At 34.3% G+C, this 6,521-nt stretch carries 3 protein-coding genes; 1 reads left to right on the top strand and 2 read right to left on the bottom strand.

The genetic code is table 11. The features are described from left to right. Nucleotides 1-156 precede the first annotated feature (156 nt). Complete coding sequence (gene rnjA, locus ACERII_RS24750) at nt 157-1,821, bottom strand: ribonuclease J1 (RefSeq protein WP_373645646.1); 1,665 nt, start codon at nt 1,819-1,821, stop codon at nt 157-159. A gap of 486 nt (nt 1,822-2,307) precedes the next feature. Here rnjA and ACERII_RS24745 point away from each other — a divergent pair, with 486 nt between their 5' ends. Beyond that, nucleotides 2,308-2,781 (top strand): CueP family metal-binding protein, encoded by a 474-nt coding sequence (locus tag ACERII_RS24745; protein WP_373645648.1) that lies wholly within the window; start codon nt 2,308-2,310, stop codon nt 2,779-2,781. 99 nt (nt 2,782-2,880) lie between these two features. Here the strand turns inward: ACERII_RS24745 and ACERII_RS24740 are convergent, their stop codons facing one another. Next, the gene (locus ACERII_RS24740; RefSeq protein WP_373645645.1) at nt 2,881-6,126 is read right to left on the bottom strand and encodes an ATP-binding protein; all 3,246 of its coding nucleotides are present in this window, start codon (nt 6,124-6,126) and stop codon (nt 2,881-2,883) included. Between the last annotated feature and the right edge of the window lie 395 nt (nt 6,127-6,521).

Genomic DNA, 6,521 nt, shown 5'->3' with positions numbered 1-6,521 from the left:
ACAATGGCACGAAGAACCTTCGTGCCATTGTAATATGCGAAATATACTATGGATCTAGTGGCGAAAGATGTTTGATTTATCGTGTGAATTCGTCTGTGAATTGACGTTTTTCACCTGCAAAGTAAACCATTTATCAAAAGTTGACGGGGTTTCTATTTATACTTCCATAATAATTGGTAAAATCATAGGCTTTCGTTTTGTTTCTGCATATAGAAACGGTCCTAACAAATCGGTAATTTCATTCTTAATTTCAGACCATTGTGTTACTTTCCTATCCATTAAGTCATTCAAATGGTGGGTCAGTTTTTCTTGTGCTTCATTAATCAAATCTCCAGACTCACGCATATAAACAAACCCACGAGAAATAATATCTGGTCCTGCTGTTACTTTACATTCTTTCATATTGAGAGTAACAACCACTACAACAAGCCCTTCTTCAGAAAGTATTCTTCTATCCCTTATTACTATGTTACCTATATCGCCAATACCACTTCCATCTACATATATAGAACTAGCTGGTATTTTTCCTGCTAATGATCCTTCACTTTTATCTAAAGCCAATACATCACCGTTATCCATGATAAAGCAGTTTTCTTCTAATACACCACAACTGGTAGCTAAGTGAACGTGCTGTTTTAACATACGGTATTCCCCATGGATCGGCATGAAAAACTTCGGATTCATTAATCGAATCATTAGTTTTTGCTCTTCTTGTCCACCATGCCCTGACGTATGAATATCATTCAAAGCACCATGAATTACCTCTGCACCAACTCGGTATAATTGATCTATTATTTTATTTACACTAATCGTATTTCCTGGGATTGGCGATGCAGAAAACACAACTGTATCTCCAGGAATAATTTGAATTTGTCGGTGTCTACCATGGGCAATACGAGAAAGAGCTGCCATTGGTTCGCCTTGACTTCCAGTACAAAGAATCACTACTTTTTCACTAGAGATCTTATTCAATTGGGAAGAATCAATAAATGTATCTTTCGGTACTTTGATATACCCTAACTCTAGAGCTAATTCAATTGCTCTATCCATACTACGTCCAAACACAGCAACTTTTCTTCCGTACTTCACAGCCGATTCCACCGCTTGTTGTAGTCGATAAATATTGGATGCGAACGTAGCAAAAATAATTCTACCCTCTACATTTTGAAAGATTTGATCAATACTTTCTCCTACTTTCCGTTCAGACATCGTAAACCCGGGAATTTCACTATTTGTACTATCCGAAAGTAGACAGAGAACGCCTTCTTCTCCGATTTTAGCCATTTTCGTTAAATTTGCTGGATCTCCAACCGGTGTAAAATCAAACTTAAAATCACCAGTATGAACTATATTTCCTGGAGGAGTCTTTACAACGATACCGTAAGAATCAGGTATACTATGGGTTGTCCTAAAAAAAGAAACGGATGTCTTATTAAATTTAATAACTTCATCTTCTTGAATTTCTATTAATTGTGCTTCTCTTAATAATCCATGTTCCTCTAACTGATTACGAATTAATCCTAATGCTAATTTACCTCCATAAATAGGGATATTGATCTCACGAAGTAAATACGGTATTCCCCCAATATGATCCAAGTGACCATGGGTAATAAATAAGCCTTTAATTTTATCTACATTTTTAACTAAATATGTATAGTCAGGAATAACATAATCAATTCCTAGCAATTCATTTTCTGGAAACTTTATCCCCGAATCAATGATGATAATTTCATCTTGGAATTGTACTCCATACATATTTTTACCGATTTCTCCCATGCCTCCAAGGGCGAATACAGATACTTGATGGTTTTGTACTTTCATATTTTTCTCTCCAATTTATCTTATAATATTTAATAAGCGATAATTTCGCTTAGAATAGGTTTCGTTAATTTCCTCTTGGAACACATACTTAACTTCCTTCTTTTTTATTATCCCCATGCTACTATGTATTAAAACGAGTTTCATTGCAACTATTCTCAACTTCATTTATGGGATATCTTGTCCTTATAATTCCAATTATACATTATTTTTGCTCACTATGTGGATTTTCAAGAGTTTCTATAGTTCCTACTTGATCTTCATAGCTGTGATATACGAAACGTAAGAGTTTAGACTAAATGAGAGAAATAGGTTACAATGACCTCACTACTAGAAAAAAGTTATATAAAAAATAGGTAGCAACTTCATATTTCCTTCACAAATTTCTTTTATACTAACTAGAGGATATTAATAGATAAGGCGGTGACACATATGAAATGGAAAATAACTTCGGGTATTGGTATGATTGCTGTTATTATCGTTGTGTATATGTTTGCAATGAACGAAAATAATCCGCAGATAACAGTGGATACAGCGGAACTAAAAGAATTAGTACACGAGTATAGCGTTGGTAATATAACCAACGAGGTTGCATCTATCACTGGTACAGAACTTATTGTAACAGATAGTGAAAATGAGCAAACGATTTACTCCTTACCTGAAAAGGAATTCTTTGTTTCTATTGCTCCCTACATTGATCAAACCCATCCTTGAACATTCCATAACTTGACAGGTTGTCAAGGTGAACTAGTAGAAAAAGAATTCGAAGTATTTATTGAAGATCTTGATGGGAAAGTAATTGTAGACGAAACTATGGTCTCTCTATCTAATGGGTTCTTAGATTTTTGGTTGCCAAGAAATGAAACGTACAAAGTAACAATTACGTACGAAGGAAAAGTAGTAGAGTCTGAAATCTCTACATTTGAAGATGACGCTACTTGTATTACAACAATGCAGTTTTAACATTATTTCTTAATTAAAACGAGGGGTGCAGAGTATTCATTGCTTACCCCTCGTTTTTTCATGAAAATATATAGTTACTAGGTCTGTATTAGACAATTATTATCTCACAAATATCGGCAACGATATGGAGAATTTACTACCTTTGTCCACTTTACTTTCGACCCAAATTTCACCATCATGACCTTGAACAATTTCTTGTACAATTGCCAAACCTAGACCTACCCCATTCCGTTTTACATCACTGGACAAAGAAATACCTTTGTAAAAACGTTCAAATATATAAGGCAAATTGTCTTCTCTTATTCCAACACCATTGTCTATTACTTCTAAAATCATGTGATTTAAGGATGTATCAACTTTGATATTCAAGGAAACCTTACCAGTCTCCTTTGAAGTGTGTTTGATCGCATTGGATATTAAGTTTGAAAACACTTGGTCCATACGCCCAATATCAATATAACTGTAAAAACTTTGTAATTCACCTACATTTCCCAGGCATTCGAACTGTCGTCCTCTTTGAGATACTTCAAAAATGAATTTTTGATATATTTGATTGAGCCAGGACTCAACTTCCATCTCTTTTTTGTTTATGCTTGCTTTCTCTCTTTCAATAAGTGTTAAATCAGATAAATCATCTATCAAACGATTTAGAATGGTGACTTTATCCATAACACGCTGATGATAGTCTTCGTCATTTGCTGTAATGATACCTTCCTTTACCGCTTGCAAATAGCCATATATTAACGTTACTGGAGTGCCCAACTCATGAGCAATATTTGATAACATACGACGCCTAGACTCCACCATATTCATTAAGTCATTATTCATCTGAGTTAATTCTTCATTGGCTATCTTCAACTCTTCTGTTCTTTCTAGTACTTTTTCCTCCAAATGAAGATTCATCTCTTTTAATTCTGTATTCAATGTCTTTATTTTCACTAATGTTTTTACTCGCGAAATCAACTCTTGTTTATCGCAAGGCTTTACTAAATAGTCATTTGCACCAACTTCAAAAGATGCTAGTTTATCATGTAGTTGATTCTTTGCAGTTAACATCAGAATTGGTAACTCCATTAAGGAATACTCTTGGCGTAATTTTTCACAAACCTCATAACCTGACATACTAGGCATCATAATATCAAGGATAAGCAAGTCCACCGAATTACTACGAACTAATTCTAGTACTTCACTCCCATTGGTTACCGTGATAATCTCATAGTCTTCTAATTTTAATTGGTTCACCAATACCTGTAAGTTTATAGGTTCATCATCGGCGATTAGTATTGTCGCAGTTTTAGTTGAAGAAGTTTCACTCTTGGTAAATCTTATCTCTGTATCGATTGGTGAGTCGAATGTATAGGGGGTATCTTCTATTTCATCCTCTTGATGATGAATCGGTAGCTTTACGATAAAGGTAGACCCTATTCCTTTATCTGAAGTTACTTCAATTGTACCATCATGGAGATCAACAAGTCGTTTCGTGATGCTTAACCCAATACCTGCTCCTCCTACCTCTCTTGAGAGTGATTTATCAACTTGCTGGAAAGGTTCGAAAATCAGATCTAGTTGTTCTTTCATTATCCCCTTCCCAGTATCAGCTACACTTATTTTCACGAAGTCACCTTCTATATCCCCAGTGATCACTACCTTTCCTTCATCCGTGTATTTAATGGCATTTCCAAGTAAATTATAAAATATCTGTTGAAGTCTGTTTGGATCTGCGTAAACGAAAGGCAAGGAATGATCAATCATGTTGATAAGTTTCATTTCTCTAGATTTAAGGAGTGGTTTACAAATAACAAATACAACATCCACAACTGCCTTTATATTCACTGCTTTTTTCTGGAGATCGAGAGTTTCATGTTTTAACTTGGAAAAATCTAAAATATCATTTACTAATGTTGTAAGCCTATTTCCACTAGAAATAATCATAGACAACTGATCTTTCATATTATGTGATACATCTCCTACTACACCATCACGTAACGACTCCGCAATCCCTATCATCCCATATAAAGGGGTGCGAAGTTCGTGTGAAGTAATAGCCAGAAATTCATCCTTTAATTCATCTGCCTTCTTTAAGTTTTTCATAGCAAGTGTCTGACTCTCCCTTGCATTCTGTTCAGCCTGCTCTTTCTCTTTTCGGATTATATTAAACTTATCTGCCAATGCGAGGGATAGTAAAACAACTTCCACTGTTAAAGCACCTTGCCCAGCATACTCTGTAAAAACAGTATATGGTAAAATGGCAGCTCTTTCTAAAATCGTTATAAACACACCTACTAAAAAAATGAGCCAACCTAAGATAAAAAAACGTGCCTGACGAGCGCCTCGTTTTAAACAAATAAATGCAGCTAGTAAAACAGATAAGAATGTACTCCCCGCAGCTAATACCATAAAATTTAGTGCGAAATAATAGTTAAAAAAAACAGTGATTAAAACGATTCCATTTAGCCCCATTAACCAATAAGAAAGCTTTTGAAAGAGAGGTAAATATTGATTCGTATCTAAGAAGCTACTTGTAAATAGCAAGATAAAAATACACCCTACACTAACCAAGATTGGTGGTGAAATGATATTCCATTGTGGATAATTTGGCCATATATATTGAAAGGCTATTCCATTAATGGCCATTTTACCTAATAACGTGCACAGAATCACGATAACGTAGTAAAAATAACTTTTCATTTTTAAACTTATAAATAAAAACAGATTATACAGAATCATTACCAATACTATTCCGTAAAACAATCCGAGTAACATAAACTCACGTTGACTTTTCTCCATAAAGGAATTATTATTCCATACTGTAATTGGAGGATGAAGGTCTCCACCACCTGAAGCAAAAGCGTAAAAAACCTTCGTTTCATTAGGTTCTATATCAATAGTAAAAATAAAATGACGATGATTTATTTCCCGAGTTTGGAAGGGAAAGGATGATCCTGTATGCTGAAGCTTTGTTAATCCAGACGCATCTTCCGAATATAGGATAAGTTCAAAGATCTGTTGAAAAGCAAATTCTAATAGCCATTCACTCTCATTAGATTCATTATGTACTTCAAATCGTAACCACGTATGTGTTTCAAAGAATCCTCCTAATTGACCTACATTAGTAGAATGTACAAACTTGTCAGCCAATTCGTCTGAGATAACGTCGTGAATTTCATAATTTTTGTTATTGTCTTGAAGCAAAAAAAGGGTTGGATATACGTCAACCTGACCTGTTTCAGAATGAAGAGAGAGAGAAGTACTCTCGCTTCCCTTCACTTCTATTGTAGAGGAAAGAAAATACGTTAATACGATAAGGAAAAACAAAATAGTATATTTACATATTTGCTTATACAAAGAAGTCACCTCTACTGCTGTTATATGGTATTTAAGAGACAGTACACTTTAATAAAGTTACATCTTCAGCTAATGATATAAGTAACTTAATGTATTTTTGCAAGACGGATTTATATAGAAAGAGTGGTATTACATGTGTCTAACACCTTCTCATTTTTTACAATTTATGTAAGTTACAGTATTGTCTTTAAGAATTAATTTCGTTTTTAAGAATATGAGTGTTCTAGCTTCCGTGTTCTTAAGTCTACTCTATTATATTCAGAAAAATCAATCAATGTTTTTTATATAAACTACCCTTCCTATATTACAAAAGGCAAAGACGCTTGAATATATACTAACCCCAAATAGAAGGGGATTAATGTTACCATTAGAAAGTAATGTTAAATGAGAGTGAA

The organism is Evansella sp. AB-rgal1, from assembly GCF_041820985.1.
GTDB lineage: Bacteria > Bacillota > Bacilli > Bacillales > Salisediminibacteriaceae > Evansella.
The sequence above is the reverse complement of the archived record's forward strand: the minus strand, read 5'-3'. Positions and strand labels throughout refer to the sequence as shown.

What these genes read in the sequence shown, in the direction of transcription:
- rnjA (WP_373645646.1), bottom strand. Translation starts at nt 1,821, where the DNA reads ATGAAAGTACAAAACCATCAAGTATCTGTATTCGCCCTTGGAGGCATG.